The 14,678-nt window shown below is 66.4% G+C and carries 11 protein-coding genes and 1 other RNA gene; 5 read left to right on the forward strand and 7 right to left on the reverse strand.

What is annotated here, in order from left to right; genetic code table 11:
- Positions 1 to 381: 381 nt before the first annotated feature.
- The 5 genes from ACYX7E_RS07110 (at position 382) to ACYX7E_RS07130 (ending at position 9,140) form a co-directional block, all read left to right on the forward strand.
- Complete coding sequence (locus ACYX7E_RS07110) at positions 382 to 951, forward strand: RNA polymerase sigma factor (protein WP_462079879.1); 570 nt, start codon at positions 382 to 384, stop codon at positions 949 to 951.
- A gap of 7 nt (positions 952 to 958) precedes the next feature.
- Positions 959 to 2,143, forward strand: a complete 1,185-nt coding sequence (locus ACYX7E_RS07115; protein WP_462079880.1) for a FecR family protein — start codon at positions 959 to 961, stop codon at positions 2,141 to 2,143.
- 147 nt (positions 2,144 to 2,290) lie between these two features.
- Positions 2,291 to 4,588: a TonB-dependent receptor gene (locus tag ACYX7E_RS07120; protein ID WP_462079881.1), complete on the forward strand. Its 2,298-nt coding sequence runs from the start codon at positions 2,291 to 2,293 to the stop codon at positions 4,586 to 4,588.
- A gap of 222 nt (positions 4,589 to 4,810) precedes the next feature.
- Positions 4,811 to 6,955 carry a TonB-dependent receptor gene (locus ACYX7E_RS07125; RefSeq protein ID WP_462079882.1) on the forward strand — a complete coding sequence of 715 codons (2,145 nt, stop codon included), beginning with the start codon at positions 4,811 to 4,813 and terminating at the stop codon, positions 6,953 to 6,955.
- A gap of 40 nt (positions 6,956 to 6,995) precedes the next feature.
- Positions 6,996 to 9,140 carry a prolyl oligopeptidase family serine peptidase gene (locus ACYX7E_RS07130; RefSeq protein ID WP_462079883.1) on the forward strand — a complete coding sequence of 715 codons (2,145 nt, stop codon included), beginning with the start codon at positions 6,996 to 6,998 and terminating at the stop codon, positions 9,138 to 9,140.
- Positions 9,141 to 9,369: 229 nt separating this feature from the next.
- Here ACYX7E_RS07130 and rpiA read toward each other — a convergent pair whose 3' ends face one another.
- The 7 genes from rpiA to ACYX7E_RS07165 form a co-directional block, all read right to left on the reverse strand.
- Positions 9,370 to 10,020, reverse strand: coding sequence for a ribose-5-phosphate isomerase RpiA (gene rpiA, locus ACYX7E_RS07135; protein ID WP_462079884.1), 651 nt, complete (start codon positions 10,018 to 10,020; stop codon positions 9,370 to 9,372).
- 106 nt (positions 10,021 to 10,126) lie between these two features.
- On the reverse strand, positions 10,127 to 10,597 hold the full coding sequence (locus ACYX7E_RS07140) for an EVE domain-containing protein (RefSeq protein WP_462079885.1): 471 nt from the start codon (positions 10,595 to 10,597) through the stop codon (positions 10,127 to 10,129).
- Entirely contained in the window at positions 10,594 to 11,193 is a 600-nt protein-coding gene (locus ACYX7E_RS07145) for a 5-formyltetrahydrofolate cyclo-ligase (RefSeq protein WP_462079886.1), read from the reverse strand. Before ACYX7E_RS07145 ends, ACYX7E_RS07140 begins: the two co-directional genes overlap by 4 nt.
- A gap of 133 nt (positions 11,194 to 11,326) precedes the next feature.
- A non-coding RNA gene (gene ssrS / locus ACYX7E_RS07150) (6S RNA) lies at positions 11,327 to 11,510 on the reverse strand.
- Between the two features lie 194 nt (positions 11,511 to 11,704).
- The gene (locus ACYX7E_RS07155) at positions 11,705 to 12,007 is read right to left on the reverse strand and encodes a cell division protein ZapA (protein ID WP_462079887.1); all 303 of its coding nucleotides are present in this window, start codon (positions 12,005 to 12,007) and stop codon (positions 11,705 to 11,707) included.
- A gap of 10 nt (positions 12,008 to 12,017) precedes the next feature.
- Positions 12,018 to 12,239, reverse strand: a complete 222-nt coding sequence (locus ACYX7E_RS07160; RefSeq protein ID WP_462079888.1) for a TIGR02449 family protein — start codon at positions 12,237 to 12,239, stop codon at positions 12,018 to 12,020.
- Between the two features lie 37 nt (positions 12,240 to 12,276).
- Complete coding sequence (locus ACYX7E_RS07165) at positions 12,277 to 14,502, reverse strand: putative bifunctional diguanylate cyclase/phosphodiesterase (RefSeq protein WP_462079889.1); 2,226 nt, start codon at positions 14,500 to 14,502, stop codon at positions 12,277 to 12,279.
- Positions 14,503 to 14,678: the final 176 nt, after the last annotated feature.

Below are 14,678 nucleotides of genomic sequence, written 5' to 3' on the forward strand. Positions count from 1 at the left end.
CGATTAACAGGCTGGTTAACAGGTCAATCAACGGGCCGATTAACAGACCGATGAACGGGCCGGTTAACGGGCCGGTTAACGGGCCGCGCCGGCTGCGCCAGTATCGCGCTCAACAATCCAGGGAAACGACTTTCAATGTCGGTGCGACTGCGCGGAACCTGAGCCGCGATGGCCGGTGCGGCCCCGCGTGGCTGGCAGATCCATCGCGCCTTCTGCGATCGCCCGAAGCTGAGACAGGAGTACGCCAGGCCATCCTGGCCCTGGATCCAGGTTTGGCCCGCGGGGAGCTCGAGGTTGAAGCCGGTTTTGCCGGTTTCGTCTTGCGAGCCACGCGCCGACGGACGGATTTCCATTTTGGTGCCGTCGTTCGTTTAATGGGTCATGGCAGGCATCGAAGACAAGCGGGAGAGTCCATCCCCCGACGCGACAGCGTCGGATGCCGTCGGGTCTGCGGAGTCGTTGGTCCGTGACTTCAATCAGTCCCTGGTTCGCATGCTGCAGTTGCGGCTGGGCTCGTACGAGGACGCACGTGAGGTGGCGCAGGAGGCCTACGCCAAGCTGCTCAACCTTGGCGGTACCCAGGTTGTCAGCTACCACCGCGCGTATCTGTTCCGCATCGCGCAGAACCTGGCCACCGACCTATTGCGACGTCGTGCCCATACCGATGTGCGGGTGCCGGACGATCTCGATGTCTGGCCGGATCCGGAGGCCGATCCCGAGCGATCCACCGCGGCGGCGCAGGTCATGGATCGGCTGCCTGCGATCCTTGCCGAGTTGCCGATCAAGTGCGCGGAATCGTTCCGACTGATCCGTGTGGAGCAACTCGGCTATCCCGAAGCCGCAGAACGCTTGGGATTGACCGAACGGATGGTCAGAATTCACGTGGCACGCGCTCTGGCACATTGCCAAGAGCGACTTGACGAAGGCAATGCGGGTGGCCGCAATGGATAGGAACCACATGGACGACAGGAAACGCGCCCTGGGCGAGGCCAGCGAATGGCTGCTGCGCCTGCAGGAAGAATCGCTGGCCGATGCCGACATCGAGACCTGGAGCCGCTGGATGGCGGCATCTCCGGCGCACGCCCGAGCCTTCGATGATCTCAGCGCCTTGTGGGAGGTATCGGCCGGGCTGAGCTCGGAGATGATGCAGCGCGCCCGAGCCGAGGCCGAACGGGACGCGTCGGCGCAGCCCGCGCCACTGAGGCAGGCGCCAGCTAGCGCATCACCAGCCCCCCCTTCGCAATCCGCTGCGTCGCAGCCCGAGGTCGCGCACACCACCGCCGCAACCCACCCGACCGCCTCGCAGGCGAACGCCTTCCAGGCGCCACGGCGTGGGGCGCAGAGACCGCGTCGTCGCAGCGGCTGGCTTGCGGCGGGGATCGCGGCCACGTTGGGGATCCTTGCGATCGGATTCTTCGCGGGCGGATTCCTCCCCTCCGGACCGACGACCTCCGAGGCGGCCCCGGTCCGGATCGCGACCGAAGCGGGCGAGCGCCGGCATGTGCGTCTGCCTGATGGCTCCACGATGGACCTGGATGCGTCCAGCGAGGTCGTGCTGCGGTTCGGTGTGCAGCGCCGCGACATCGCCCTGACGAAAGGACGAGCGTACTTCGATGTCGCCCACGACGCATCGCGACCGTTCGAGGTGCTGGCGGATCGCGTGGTCAGCCGTGCCGTGGGCACCCGGTTCTCGGTGTCGCATCGTGCCCAGCAGGAAGTGGCAGTCGCGGTCGGGCAGGGGCGTGTACAGGTGCGCCTGTCGGACTCCGATGGGGGGCGCGCGATTGCGGGCCAGGCCCGGATGGTCGAGGCTGGCGTCGACCAGCAGGTCAGCTATCGCGTCGACGGCGGGTTGCAGGGGCCGCGCCGCATCGATGCCGAGGCTGTGGTGTCCTGGCGTCAGGGCAGCATGACCTACCAGGCCGAATCCCTGGCCAATGTCATCGAGGATCTCAACCGTTATTCGTCCCTTCCGATCAGGCTGCAGGATCCGGCGCTGGGCAGGCTGCTGGTCACCGGTCGCTGGGACAGTGCCAGTGTCGACCGTTGGGTCGAAGGGCTCGCGCGTGCCCTGGGGCTGCGGCTGGAGCGTCAGCGGGACCAGATCCTGTTGCGTGCGCCCGTCGCGCAGGATGCCGGTTAGCAGCAGATGGTGGCGCCGCCAGAGGGAGTGCCACGCGCTGCATGGCCATTGCATCGGCATCGTCCACGGCCGGAAGATGCGGACGTGCATTCTTCATGGTCATCGCGATCGCCAAAACGTCTGCATCTGGCATTGCTGCTGGCCTGCATGCCTGCCCTTGCCGTCGTTCCCGGCCGTGTGCAGGCGCAGGCGACCGGTACCGGAGCGGCCGCAGGCTCGCACCGGATGGAATTCCGGATCCCGGCGCAGCCGCTGGGGGAGGCCCTGCTGGCGTTCTCCCGCCAGTCCGGACTGCAGTTGGCCGCCGTCGGCGACTTCGGTGGCGACCGTCGCAGTGCCGCGGTTGCCGGCGTCATGCATCCGCGCGATGCACTGCTCAGGCTGATGGCAAACAACCCGTTCCGGTTCGAGATCGTCGGCGACATGGCGATCGTGTCTGCAGGACGGCCTGGCGCAGCCGCCGCCGACCCTGCCGCGGCGCGGACCCTGTCCCGGCAGATCGAGACCAGCACCCTGTCGACGATCGTGGTCACCGCCCGCAGGCGCGACGAGCGCTGGATCGATGTGCCGATGGGATTGTCGGTCACCACCGGGGAGCAGATCGACGCGCTTGGGCTGGACAACGTCAGCGACGTCCTGCGGCTGTCGCCCGGCGTTGCCAGCGTGGACTCCGGCGCGGCCTTCACCCAGGTCCAGATCCGTGGCGTGTCGAGTTCGTTGGGCGGCAACGACAACGGTTACTACATCGATGATGTGCCCTTCACCGGCGTCACCGTGCCCTGGCATCCCGACACGCGCTCGTTCGATCTCGACCGCGTCGAGATTCTCAAGGGCCCGCAGGGCACGCTGTTCGGCGAAGGCTCGATGGGCGGCACGGTCCGCATCCTGACGCGTGCGCCCGAGCTGGGCAGGTTCGCTGCGGCGACCGAACTGGGGATTGCCTCGACCGAAGGCGGTGCCCAGGGCTGGAGCAGCAAGGTGATGGCGAACGTGCCGCTGGTGCAGGATCGCATCGCGCTGCGGCTGGTCAACACCGACGAATCGCTGCCGGGCTGGGTCGACGACGTCGACGGTACGCGCAACATCAACACGCAGGTGGTGCGTACGACCCGCGCCCGCCTGCGCTGGTCGGCCAGCGATCGATGGACAACGGACTTCAGCCACATGCGTTCGCGCACCGATGCCGATGGCGGCGGCTACGGCGCCGACGACGACCTGCGTTCGGACATCTATCTGCGCACGCTCGCGCGTTGGCAGTCGGACAGCGTGACCAGCAGCCTGGACATGGAGGGATCGCGCTGGCTGCTGGTATGGTCGGATGCGCAGCTGTCGTACCTCAACGACGGGATGATCACGCCGGACAAGCGCTTGGTCGCCGACATCCTGATCGATGTCCGGACCGCCGAGCTGCGCTGGTCGTCCAGTGGCGATGGACCCTGGACGTGGGTCGCGGGCTATGCGCATCGTCGCACGGGACGTCGCGATGCACTGCAACTGGAAGAGCTCAGCCTGGGGGGGCGACAGTCCAATCGCTCGAATGCCCTGTTCGGAGAGGCGACGTGGACGGCGCCCGACCGTGCCTGGTCGGTGACGGCCGGGTTGCGCTACTTCCGCGATGATGTCGACGCGCTGGCGCGTGCCCGCGACGAGGTGTTCCAGTCGCGCGCGACATTCCCGCGCTTCAATCCGAAACTTGGCGTGACCCGTCGCCTGTCCGGCGACCGCATGCTGTATGCCAGCAGTTCGACCGGGTTCCGCTCGGGGCAACTGCAGCCGGCGGAGTCGATGCTGGCCGCGGGCGAGGCGGGCGTCGAGCTGGCGCGCGTCGTCGTACCCGACACCATCATCTCGCACGAGGTGGGCATCAAGCAGATGCTGCTCGAGGGCCAGTTGCTGGTGCAGGGCGCGTTGTTCCACAGCCGCTGGCGCGATCTTCCGGTACGCGTTCCGCTCACCGACACGACCAATGGCCTGGCGAATGCGACCGGCGCGAACATGATCGGCGTCGAGTTCGGCGTCAGTTACGCGCCCATCAACGAACTGAAACTGGAGCTCGGTGGGACGCTGGTGCACGCGGTCTACAGTGCCGACGTTCCAGAGACCGAGTTGCGGGAAGGCACACCGGTCTATAACGTTCCCAAGTTCACGCTGGGCGGCTCGGCGCGATACGCGTGGCCGATACGCGATCAGTGGAAGGGCGTCGCCACCACAAGCGTCAGCTATCACTCGCGGCGCGAAACCACCCTGGTGGTCGGTGAGTCCGGCGACCCGATCCTGGCGGCGAACGTTCGCCTCGGGCTGGAGTCCGCGCAGGGCTGGGGGTGGTATCTGTATTGCGACAACGTCGGCAATACGCAGGGGGCCATCGATGGCCGCAACGCATTCTTCAATGCGACCCGGATGCGTCCGCGGACCTACGGGCTGGAATTCCGTTACGCCTACTGAGCGGCGGGGGGGCCGGCCTTACGGCAATCAGTCAGCGCCCACCTGGCTCGGACGCGCCCAGGCCTGGCCGTGAGGCAAGCGCCCTGTCCGACCATGGCTTAACGATTTCATTTCACTTTTACGACCCTGGTTCGTCTTGGCATCAGGTAGCCCGGCAACGGACGGCGAGACAGGCCGGTGCGCGGTGGCGACCTCTTCCTAAATCCACCAGGAGTCCAGCCCGTGTCGTCTTCCCTGCCAGCCCCCGTCTCCGCACGCGTCGCCCCACTGTCGTTCAGTCGCCTGTCCGCAGGCATCCTCGTCGCCTTGATGGCGACATCGGCCGTGCAAGCGCAGACGCCGGCCGCCGCAACCACCGTCGTCTCCCCCGCCAGCAGCCAGAACGAGCCGATCACCCTGGGCTCGGTGGTGGTGACCGCACGCAAGCGCGACGAGCGCCAGATCGACGTCCCGATCGCGATGAGTGCCATCACCGGCGAGCAGATCGATGCGATGGGCCTGCTCAACATCACCGATGTCATCAACATTACGCCCGGTGCATCCTCGATCGACACAGGCGGCGGCTTCACTCAGGTGCAGATCCGCGGCGTCTCGAGCTCGCTGGGTGGCAACGACAACGGCTACTACATCGATGAGACCCCGTTCACCGGCGTGACCGTGCCGTGGTATCCGGACGCACGCTCTTTCGACATCGATCGCGTCGAGATCCTGAAGGGTCCCCAGGGCACGCTGTTCGGCGAGGGCTCGATGGGCGGTACGGTGCGCATCATCACCCGAAAACCCGATTTCGAACGTTTCGCGGCCGGCGTCGAACTCGATGCGTCGACCGTCAGCGATGGTGGCGACGGCTGGGGGGCGAAGGTCTACGCGAACATTCCGCTGATCGACGACAAGCTTGCCCTGCGCGTGGCGGCCACCGACGAAACCACGCCCGGCTGGATTCGCAACACGGTGACCGGCGAGGACAACGTCAACGAGAACGACATCCGGACCCACCGTGCCAAGCTGCGCTTCGCACCGACGGACAACTGGAACATCGACCTGGCGTACTGGAAGTACAAGTCCGACAGCAAGGCCGCGTCCAATGCTGCCTACGACGACATGACCAACGACTCGTTCCTGTCTAACGAGAACGAATGGGACTCCACCAGCCTGACCAGCACCTATGACTTCGAGAATTCGCAACTGGTCTATGTGTTTTCGGACGCGGGCCTGACCTATGGCCAGTTCGGCGACCTGGCCCCGGGGATTCCGTTGACGGCGGTCATCGACATCGGCGTGCGCACGCACGAGTTGCGCTGGGCGTCGACCGGTGAACGCAAGCTGGACTGGACCGCTGGCTATTACCTGCGTAAGGCCGTGCGCAACGATGTTGTGGACATTCCCGGGATCCTGACCAGCACCTCCGAACAGGTGAACGACGCCTATGCCTTCTTCGGCGAGGCGACGCTGAACCTCACCCAGCAATGGGCGTTGACCGGTGGACTGCGCTACTTCAAGGATGAAGTGGACGGGTCCGATCTGGCGAGCGATGGCAGCACGTCGACGCTGGATGCCACGTTCGACAGCTGGAATCCGCGCGTCAGCCTGTCCTTCAAACCTTCCGAAGACGTCACGTTCTATGCCAGTGCCGCAAAGGGCTTCCGCTCCGGCCAGTTGCAGCCGATCGGCTCGATCCTGCTGGCGGAACTGTTCGGTGTCGAACTTCCCTCCACTATCGACCCGGACACGATCTGGACCTATGAGCTGGGTGCCAAGTCGATCCTGGCCGATGGCAAGCTGCTGCTGGAAGGCGCGATCTTCTACAGCGACTGGGAAGGTGTCGCGGTCCGCGTGCCGATCACGCCGCAGATCAACGGCCTGGCTAATTCCGATGGCACCAGGAACAAGGGCGTCGAGCTCAATGTCGTCTACATGCCGAACAGCAACCTGACGTTGCAGGCCGGCGGCAGCTACATCGACGCCCGGTATTCCGCAGACGTGCCGGGGACGCCGCTGTTCAAGGGGACGCCGGTCTACAACGTGCCGGCGGCGACGTTCAATGCGTCCGCGTCCTATGGCTGGGACATCGGCGAGAACCTGCGCGCCGTCGCCTCTGGCCTGGCCCAGTACGAGTCCGCACGCAAGACGGCCTTGACGTCGGGCACGCCTGGCGATGCCTTGACCCGCGTCGGCGCCCGCCTTGGGCTGGAGTCGCCGGCGGGTTGGGCGGTGTACCTGTATGGCGAGAACCTGACCAACGAAGACGGTGCGATCAACGCCAGAAGCGCGAGCCAGTTCGATGCCGACGGCGATCTGTTGCGCCTTGGCGCCGCCAACCGTTACCAGCCACGCACCTATGGCGTGCTGTTCCGCTACGACTACTGAGCCGCTTCGTGCCTTCTTACGACATCACAGGACAAGAATCATGATCAGGAACAAGGTTTCGGGCATGGCGTGTGCAATGCTCGCATTGGCACTGACCACCGGCGGCATCGCCCCGGTGCAGGCCGCGGACGATCTGCAATGGATGGAAGACCCGCATGGTGCGGAGGCATTGGCATGGGCGCGTGCCGCGACCCAGCAGACGCGTGAGCGGCTGGGTGCATCGCCGTCGCGTGCGACGCTGGCGAAGGAACTGACGACGCTGCTCGACCAGGCGCCGGCCGAACCCGACCAGTATCTGCTGGGCGAGCGCGTCGTCCGCTTCCTGCGCGATGGCGCGCATCCCTACGGCCTGTTACAGACGGCGCCGCGGGTCAAGCAGGGGCAGGCGTCCGGCTGGAAGACCGTCCTCGACGTCGCGCAGTTGCGCGAGCGCGAGGGCGTGGCATTCGAGCTGCAGGCCTATGCGCTTGCCAGCAGCTGCCTGGCGCCCGAGTACGCGCGTTGCCTGCTGCGGCTGTCGCCGGGCGGCGGCGATGAAGTCGAGATCCGTGAGTTCGATCTCGCACGCGGGGCCTTCGTCGAGGGTGGCTTCAAGGTCGACAAGTCGCGTGCGTTCGCCGAATGGATGGGGGCGGACACCCTGCTGGTCGCGCATACGCTGGGAGACTCGGACAAGACCCTTGCGGGCTGGCCGGCGACCGTCAGCCTGTGGTCGCGCGGACAGCCGTTGAACGCGGCCAAGTCTGTCTTCAAGGCCCCGTCCAGCGATGCGATCGTGCAGTTGTCGACGGCGGGCGTCGGCAAGCAGACGCATGGCGTCATCACCCGCGCGATCGACTACTCGACGTTCGAGGTGCATCTGCTCGATCCCAGCGGCAAGCTCCGCAAGCTGCCGTTCCCGCAGGCGCTGAAATCGTTCGGTGTGCAGGGTGCGTCTGCGCGGCACGTATTCGTGCAGCTGGCGCAGGACGCCGTGATCGACGGCAAGCCGTATGCGGCCGAAACCCTGCTCGCCTACGACATCACCGATGGCGTGCCCGATGCGCAGCGTGTCTCTGCCGCCTACGTGCCTGCCGACGGCGAGTTCGTGGATCCGGCCTATGGTGGACTGGCTGCGAACCGCGACGAGCTGTTGCTGATCGCGAACAAGAGTCTCCGGCAGCGCGTGCTGGCCGCGACGTTCTCGTCGACTGGCTGGACGCAGCGCGACGTGATGCAGATCGAGCCCGGCAACACCGTCACGCTGCGTGCCGACGAGCGCGATCGCGATGAGTTCGTGGCCTCGATCGCGGGCTTCGTGACGCCGCGCAGCCAGTACCTGGTGCACGGCGATGGCAGCCGGCAGCTGCTGGCGCAGGATCCGTCGATGATCGACGGCAGTGGCTTCACCACTGAAATCGGCTCGGCGACATCCCAGGATGGCACGTCGATCGACTACTTCCTGTTGCGGTCCAAGGCGGCCGGTTCGCAGCCGCAGCCGTTGCTGATGACCGGGTATGGCGCGTTCGGCATCTCCTTCCGACCGGGCTATTTCGATGCGATGGTCGGCGGTCCCGCACTGAAGCTGTGGCTCGATCGCGGCGGCGCGGTTGCGATCCCGGCGATCCGTGGTGGCGGAGAGCGCGGCTCGGCCTGGCACATGGCCGCGATCCGCGAGAAGCGCCAGCGCTCGTACGACGACTTCATTGCCGTCACCGAGCATCTGATCAAGACCGGCGTCACGCGTGCGGACCGCCTGGGCATCTTCGGCATGTCCAATGGCGGCCTGCTGACCGCGACGCTCGGCACGCAGCGTCCCGACCTGTTCGGCGCGGTCGTCACCGACGTCCCGCTGACCGATCTGATCCGCATGCGCGACATGGGCATGGGGGCGGCCTGGATGAACGAGTACGGCAATCCCGACGACCTGGCGCAGGCCAAGGCGATCCTGGCGTATTCGCCTTACCAGAACGTACGCAAGGGCACGACGTATCCGCCGTTTCTGGTGACGATCTCGACCGAGGACAACCGCGTCGGTCCGGGGCATGCGCGCAAGTTCGCCCGCCGTCTGCAGGAGGCCGGCGCGACCACGTTCTTCTATGAGGACGAGGAAGGCGGCCATGGCGTCAGCGATGCGTTCCGTAATCCGGAACTGATGGCGCTGCGGATGAGCTTCCTGATCGACAACCTGATCAAGCAGGACTGATCAAGCAGCACTGAGCAGGCAGCACTGAGCAGGCAGCACTGAGCAGGCAGCACTGACAGAAGGGCCTGATTCTGCAGCCGGCCCGACTGGGCCTGCTGCACCGGGGGGGCACGAGGCTGTAAGGCAAAAAAAAGCCGGTCCCGCGTCAGCGGGGCCGGCTTGTTGCATGTAGGACAATCGTCTGGCGGCGGCTCGCGCTGCGCTGCGGGCCGCGATCAGCACACAGTGATCAGCGCAGCACGATCGGCGGCTCGCCACCGACGATGACGATGTCGGCCGGACGGCGTGCGAACAGGCCGACGCTGACGACCCCGGGGATCTGGTTGAGATCGCGTTCCATGGCGACAGGATCGGTGATCGACAGGTTGTGCACGTCGAGCACCCAGTTGCCGTTGTCGGTCACCACGCCCTCGCGCCAAACCGGCTGGCCGCCCGTGCGCGCGAGCAGTTCGCGCGCGACCATGCTGCGCGCCATCGGGATGACTTCGATCGGCAACGGGAACCGGCCCAGCACGTCGACCTGCTTGCTCGGGTCGATGATGCAGACGAACTGCTTGCTGGCCTCGGCGATGATCTTCTCGCGCGTCAGTGCCGCGCCACCTCCCTTGATCAGGCGCTTGTGGCCGTCGCATTCGTCGGCGCCATCGACATAGAGCTGCAGGGTGCCGGCATGGTTGAGCTCGATGACTTCGATGCCATGGCTGCGCAGGCGTGCGCTGCTCTGCTCGGAGCTCGAGACGGCGCCTTCGATGCGGTCCTTGATCCTGGCCAGCGCGTCGATGAAGTACGCCACCGTGGAACCGGTGCCGACGCCGACGATGCTGCCGTCCTCGACGAACTCGATGGCCTTTTCGCCGGCCAGGCGCTTTGCTTCGGACATGGTCAGGGTCTGGGTGGGTCTGGGGAGAGCGGGAAGGATACCCGGCTTGCGGCGGCGTGGCCGGTGTTGTGTGTGCCTGCGGACCGGGTAGCGGGACCCGGAAGCGCTATTCCAGCGACAGCAGGTGCTTCCACTGCGATGCGGTGACCGGCAGCACCGACAGACGCGTGCCCTTGCGGATCAGCGCGAAATCCTCGCCCAGGATCGCGGCATGCGCACGGATGGTGTCCAGTGCGACCGGCTGCTTGAGCTTGCGCACGAAGCGCACGTCGACCAGTTGCCAGCGGGGTTCCTCGCGGCTGGACGTCTCGTCGAAATACTTGGACTTGCGCTCGAACTGGGTCGGGTCCGGATAGGCCGCACTGGCGACCTCGGCGAGGCCGTAGATGCCGGGGACGGCGGTATTGGAGTGGTAGAACAGCACGCCATCGCCCAGCTGCATGCCGTCGCGCATGAAGTTGCGCGCCTGGTAGTTGCGGACACCTGTCCAAGGCTCGACCTGGACCCGTTCGAGATCGTCGATCGAGAAATCCTCGGGCTCGGATTTCATCAGCCAATAGCGTTTGCGTGTACTCATGCCGGATATTCAACCAGCACGGTGCGGTCTTCACAACAGATCGCATCCACGCGCACGTCCCAGGCGGCCGCTTCGATGCGCTCGACGCCTTGCGTGGAGAAGGCCGCGCCGACCAGGTACGGCGGCGCGGGCGCGGTCTGCCGGAATGCGAAGCTGCGGTCGTACCAGCCGCCGCCCATGCCCAGACGCTGCCCGGAGGCGTCGAAGCCGACCAGCGGCATCACCACCATCGCCATCTCCTGCGGCGACAGCAGGCTGTCGTCGGCGACATCGGGTTCGGGAATGCCGAAGCGATTGGTCACCAGCGGCGCGCCGGGGCGCCATGGCGCGAAACGCAACAGGTTGCCGTCGTGCAGGACCGGCAGGCAGTACGGTGTGTCCGGTGACAGTTTGAGTTGCCAGGCATGCAGGGCGATCTCGCCATCCATGGCCCAGTAGCCGGCCACCGGGCCGCGACGCGGCGCGAACGGCAAGGCCAGCAATTGCGCGGCCAGCGTGTCGGCGGCGGCGATGCGCGTGGCGGCAGGGATCGCGCGACGGGCGGCGCGCAGTGTTGCGCGCAGGGCTTTGAGCGCGGGCGCGCGCGGATCGGTCATGCGGAGGTTCCAGCAAAGGAGAGCGTCGCGGTGGATATGGCGGCTGCGATGGCAGCGGCGCGCGGTCCGGGCACGATGCCTGGGGGCAGGCCCGGGATGACGGATGCCTGCGCGGCGTTGCCCGGATGGGAATACGTTCTCCGCCATGGCGATGCACACGAAACGACCTTGAACCCGGGGTTCAAGTGGGAACGTCTGGATTCCTTCGGGCTTCCCGCTCGAGGGCGGATCTGCACTCCCGGTTTCCTAACATCCCCGGTGTCGTTATTAAGGGACAAGGCGAATGTTTTATGCGCTGTCGAACATGGCAGAGAACGCAGGGCCAGTATAGACCGATCAGCGCGGGTGCCAAGTCCAATCGCGGCCGGCATCGGGCCGCGGACATGCACGGATTCGGCTGTGGCGCATTCATCCGGGCGCCCTGGAAAACCGCCTGCGGCGGTGCCGTCCACGCGTCTGCGTCGTCCGGTTGCGATGAATGCGTCCTGCTGGCGAATGCGTGCGCGTCCGCTCAGCGCGGAGGCTGGTCCAGGCTGTCGAACTTGCGCTGCATCTCGTCGACCGCGCGTGCGATGTCGCGTTCGCGCTGTTCGTTGCCGTCGCGCAACTGCTGCAGCTCATGCGCCAGGTTGAGCGCCGCCAGCACGGCGACGCGGTCGACGGCGGCCATGCGGTTGGCGCCGCGCACTTCGCGCATCTTGCCGTCGAGCAACCGGGCGGCTTCGCGCAGGCTGTCCTGCTCCTCGGGCACGACACCGATGGTGTACTCGCGGTCGAGGATGCGGATGGTGACGGCTTGGGTGGATGTGCTCATGGCCGCCGGGTCAGGTGTGTTGTTCAAGCGATTTCAGGCGCGCGATCATCGCCTCGACCCGCGAGCGCGCCTGTTCGTTCTTGGCCAGCAGCTGCGAGCGTTCGGTGGTGATGTGCTCGTACTGCTGGCGCAGGCTGCGGTTCTCGTCCGACAGCCGCTGCAGCCGCTCGACGAGACCGTCGACGCGAGCGGTCAGGGCGCGTAGTTGGGAGATCACGTCCGGGCTGTCCATGACGGCACGATAGGGACGCGGCGGGGGGTGGTCAAGATCAGGATGCGGCCGGGATCGCTGTCGGGGCGGTCGTGGCGGGCGACCAGTTGCGGATGAAGGCCAGCGCGGCATGGGCGTCCATCGGCTGGGCCAGCCAGAAACCCTGGATCTCGTCGCAGCGGTGGTTGGCCAGGAACTGCATCTGGGCCTCGGTCTCGACGCCTTCGGCGACCACGCTGAGCCCCAACGAATGCGCCATCGTGATGACGGTCGTGGTGATCGCGGCGTCTTCCGGGTCCTGGGTCAGGTCGGAGATGAAGGCCTTGTCGATCTTGATGGTGTTGATCGGCAGCCGCTTCAGGTAGGCCAGCGACGAGTAGCCGGTGCCGAAGTCGTCGATGGCCACCGACACCCCGAGTTTCTGGAACGCATGCAGCTTGGAGGCGGTGAGCTCGGCGTTGGCCATCAGCACGCTTTCGGTCAGCTCCAGCTCCAAGGCGCTGGCGGGGATGCCGATCTCGTCGAGGATGCGGCCGACCACGTCGGGGAAGTCGCCGCGCAGCAGCTGCAGCAGCGAGACGTTGACCGAGATCCGCAGGTCGTCCAGGCCGTGCTGGCGCCAGCGATGCAGGGTCACGCAGGCCTCGCGCAGCACCCACTCGCCGATTTCCATGATCAGGCCGCTTTCCTCGGCCATCGGGATGAAGTCGGCCGGGTGGATCTCGCCATGCTCGCTGTTGGTCCAGCGCAACAGCACCTCGACGCCGGTGATCCGGGATTCGGTCAGGGCCAGCCGCGGCTGGTACACCAGGCGCAGCTCGCCGCGGTCGAGTACCTTGCGCAGCGCGCCGGAAATCGTCGCGCGCTGGCGCACCGCAACATCCATGGCGTCGTCGTAGCGCACGAAAGTCCGGCGACCGGCGGCCTTGGCCTGGTACATCGCGGTGTCGGCGTGCTTGAGCAGTTCGGTCGGCACCTGCGCATGGTCGGGGTACAGGCTGACGCCGATCGACGGCGAGATCGCGATCTCGCGGCGGTCGTCGAGCAGCAGGGGCGCCTCGAACGCGGTCAGGATTTCCTCGGCGATGTTGTCGGCGTCCTCGGGCACATCCAGGTTTTCCAGGATCACCGTGAACTCGTCGCCGCCGAGCCGGGCCACGGTGTGGTGCAGGCCGACGGTCTGCTGCAGCCGGTTGGCGGCGGCGCGCAGGATGCGGTCGCCGGCGGCATGCCCCAGCGAATCGTTGACGTCCTTGAAGCGGTCGAGGTCGAGGAACAGCACCGCCACCCGGTTGTTCTCGCGATGGGCGCGGACGATCGCGCGCGACAGCCGCTCCGACAGCAGGGCGCGGTTGGGCAGATTGGTCAGGGTGTCGAAGTTGGCCAGGTAGCGCAGTTCCTGCTCGGCGCGCTTTTGCTGGGTGATGTCGCTGAGCACGGTGACATGCAGCTGCGGCTCGCCCTTGTCGCCGGCGATGGTGCTGGTCTCGATCGCGCACAGGAATTCTTCACCGTCCTTGCGGCGCTGCCAGATCTCGCCGCTCCAGCGCCCGCTGCGGCTGATCATGTCGCGGATGTGCTGGTAGAAGGCGCTGTCGTGCTGGAGGCTGTCGAGCAGGCTGTTGTTACGGCCGATGATGTCGGCTTCCTCGTAACCGGTCATGCGCAGGAACGCGGGATTGACCGAGATGAAATTGAAGTTGCGGTCCAGCACCGAGACCGCCTCGTTCATGCTGTGCAGCACTTCGCTGGCGATCAGGCGCTCGCGCTCGGCGGCGCGGGTGGCGGTGATGTTCAGTGCAGTGCCGGCGATGCGGATCATCCGGCCATTGCCGTCATGCGCGACCGCGCGGCCGCGTGCACGCACCCAGATCCAGTCGCCCTTGCCGTCCTGGATGCGCACTTCGGCGAGGAAGTTGGCGCTCTTGCCCTTGGTGTAGGCGTCCAGGCGCTCAAGCGCCAGGGGCATGTCGTCCGGGTGCAGCAGGTTGGTCAGTTCGACGATGTCTTCGGCCATGTCGCCATCGGCGCCACGGTTACGCGATTCGACGACCAGACGGTGCAGCTTTCCGGTCGACAGGTCGCAGTCCCAGTAACGCTCGCCGGTGGCCCACAACGCGAGCTTCAGGCGCTCTTCGCGATCGCGCAGCTGGTTGATGTGCCCACGCTCGATCCGCCGGCGTCGCAGGGCCAGCACCATGAAGGTCGCCGTCAGCGCAGCCAGGAGCGCTATCGCGGCCCACATCGGCAGGTCGGCATCGGCTGGCAAAAGTGTGACCCTCATCGCGGAAGTCGCTGAACGCAGTGTAGGCGTGCGCGGGCCGCCGCAACAAGCGGTCGTGAGACTCGGTTTTGAGGGGGCCGATCCCCCGTTCAGGCGCGAGGCACGGTGCGGCGGTCGTCGTTGGGAGGGACCTGCCGGCCGACCCCGGCTACCCCTGCCGCAGAGCAGGCCCTAGA

The organism is Luteimonas sp. RIT-PG2_3 (assembly GCF_054902115.1).